This is a genomic window from Thioalkalivibrio thiocyanodenitrificans ARhD 1 (genome assembly GCF_000378965.1).
In the GTDB taxonomy this organism is placed as follows: domain Bacteria; phylum Pseudomonadota; class Gammaproteobacteria; order Ectothiorhodospirales; family Ectothiorhodospiraceae; genus Thioalkalivibrio_A; species Thioalkalivibrio_A thiocyanodenitrificans.
This window is the reverse complement of record NZ_KB900536.1, coordinates 1-2,513: the sequence shown is the minus strand read 5'-3', so window position 1 is coordinate 2,513 and position 2,513 is coordinate 1. Positions and strand designations below refer to the sequence as shown.

At 48.9% G+C, this 2,513-nt stretch carries 3 protein-coding genes; all 3 read left to right on the top strand.

Annotated elements, in window-relative coordinates:
• The first annotated feature begins 394 nt into the window (after positions 1-394).
• The 3 genes from THITHI_RS0100015 to THITHI_RS20440 all read left to right on the top strand — a co-directional run bounded on the left by THITHI_RS0100015 (position 395) and on the right by THITHI_RS20440 (position 2,473).
• Positions 395-709 carry a type II toxin-antitoxin system RelE/ParE family toxin gene (locus tag THITHI_RS0100015; RefSeq protein WP_018231010.1) on the top strand — a complete coding sequence of 105 codons (315 nt, stop codon included), beginning with the start codon at positions 395-397 and terminating at the stop codon, positions 707-709.
• Positions 710-1,183: 474 nt separating this feature from the next.
• Positions 1,184-1,801 (top strand): plasmid pRiA4b ORF-3 family protein, encoded by a 618-nt coding sequence (locus THITHI_RS0100010; protein ID WP_018231009.1) that lies wholly within the window; start codon positions 1,184-1,186, stop codon positions 1,799-1,801.
• 114 nt (positions 1,802-1,915) lie between these two features.
• On the top strand, positions 1,916-2,473 hold the full coding sequence (locus THITHI_RS20440; protein WP_156820430.1) for a hypothetical protein: 558 nt from the start codon (positions 1,916-1,918) through the stop codon (positions 2,471-2,473).
• Positions 2,474-2,513 lie beyond the last annotated feature (40 nt).

Below are 2,513 nucleotides of genomic sequence, written 5' to 3'. Positions count from 1 at the left end.
TTGAGAGAAAGATTAGGAAGTTACTCTCTATGCAGAAAAAGGTTAGGGGCTACATTCCAGAACCCCAGGGCGTCGAGTACTTATTTCTCCGTGCGTGCCGAAAGGAACCCAGGGGCACCATTTTTTGGAAGTGGTCTTCTAACAAGTCGCTGCAGCCGACCCCGCTAACGCGCGGCGGCTGAGCTAAAGCGTTATGTGCTCGATAATGGAGGTGATGAATTATGAGTACTGCTAAAGAAGAGATAAAAGCGCTTCTGGATAAACTCCCTGACGATTGTTCATTGGAAGATGTCCAGTATCACCTATACGTGGTGGAGAAGATCCACAGGGGAATCGAGCGCGCCGAAAAGGAAGGGACGCTTAGCCAGGACGAGGTCGAAAGGAAACTCGGTAAATGGACCGCGAAGTAAAGTGGTCGCCGGAGGCAATCGAGGACCTCGAAGCCATCGCCGAATATATCGCACGGGATTCTGAGTATTACGCTCGGGCTGTTGTTACCGAAATATTGTCGGTTTCACGGAGCACCGGCGGGTTTCCTTTGATTGGCCGCATCGTCCCAGAGATTGGGGATGAGCATATTCGAGAGCGATTCATTTACAGTTATCGATTAGTTTATCGGGTCGAATCCGTGAGAATTCTGATTGTGGCAGTGATACATGGGAAACGATTGCTTGAGAATATCGCGGAACGGTTCGAAGGCAGCACATAACAAGCCCATCCAGCCGACGCCAAAAAGCGGCGCGGCTGATGGGCGGCGTTATAAGGCAAATTAGCAGGGGTAAAATATTAATACTATTTATAGCATCGGATTTGTTCTAATTGCCGCAGCGATCGGTTTTTCCCTTTACATTAGAACAGGGCAAGATCTTAATTCGTTGCTTATAGCAATTTACGTTTCTGGCTTTCTCGCACTTTCTGGCTTATTTATCGTATATCCAGGAGGTGCAAAAGTCAGAAGTGAACGGGGTGATAAAGTCAAGGTTGGAAATATAAATAATCTATCCAAAGGCCAAACTTTGACTCTGTTTATTTGGTTTATTGTCATTGGTGCTTATCTAATCTACCGAATAGAATTTAAATATGCTTTATAACAAGCAATTTGTGTTCGCCCCCTACGGTCGCTTGGACGCCGCAAAATAACGCGGCGCCACACAATTGAACGTTATGTTCCAAAGGACACTACATGAGTAAGAAGTCGGCTCGGGTGATGCGATTTCGAATCACTTTGAATGGAATCGATCCGCCGGTTTGGCGAAAGATCGATGTCCCAGAGACGTACTCCTTCTGGGATCTACACGTTGCCATCCAGGATTCTATGGGCTGGCTGGACTACCACCTTCATTCGTTCAATCCGCCTCGGAGGCATGGCCGCAAAAAATATAAGGTCGGAATTCCTGATGACGAATTTGATGATGGAACGGTGGCGGGATGGGAGGTTCCGATATCGAACTTTTTCATGGAGGTCGGAGACACGCTGGAATACGAGTACGACTTCGGGGATGGATGGTGCCATGAAGTCATTCTCGTCGGGATCCTCCTAAAGGAGCCAAGCCTGAAGTACCCGCTGTGCGTTGATGGCCGGAGAGCCTGCCCTCCCGAGGATTGCGGAGGGATCGGAGGATACGAGGAGCTCCTTGAGGTCCTTGCTGATTCTTCTCACGAGGAGCACGAAGGGATGGTGGAGTGGTTGAAAGGCCACGCCAAGAACTATTGGCCGTACAAGCCAGACGAGTTCGAACCCACGTCGGTGAAGTTCGATGATCCGAAGAGGCGGTTCAAAATCGCGTTCTCGCAGCCATGAGGGTTTAGGACATAACAAGGGCGATGGAGTCCGACGCTTGACCGCTCCCGCCCTCCGCTGCCGCTCCGGTTGGTCGCCGTCAAGCGCGGCTCATCGCCAACGTTAGAAGAGCCTATGGAACATTTGTCTAGGGAAGCTTTTTTAGCTGCATTTCTTGCAGAGTGGGATGCTCGGCTTCAAGCGGACCCCGTCAAGCTACACGAGGCCTATGCAAACAATCGCGCTTGGACTGACTACGTCCTTTCATATAAAGGATTCTTGAACGCTGTTGGAGAAAGGCTGAAAGAAACACTGCCAGACATCACCTATTCGAAGGAAATATACAGCATAGATGCAATGTATGTGGGTGGAGAGAATCTATTCCGCTCCAACATGTGCTACCCCTCAAAGATCTATGCTCTCATCGAACATGAGAATGCGTTCAATCTTGAGGAAGAGATGTGGAAGTTGATTTTTTGGCGTTCCCATCTGAAAGTTCTTATTTGTTACGACTACAATGATTACGATAAGACATCGACAGCGAAATCTAAGTGGCTTGAGAGAAAGATTAGGAAGTTACTCTCTATGCAGAAAAAGGTTAGGGGCTACATTCCAGAACCCCAGGGCGTCGAGTACTTATTTCTCCGTGCGTGCCGAAAGGAACCCAGGGGCACCATTTTTTGGAAGTGGTGAGCGGCCGGGAAGATAGGTAACCAAATAGTCGGGAGACATG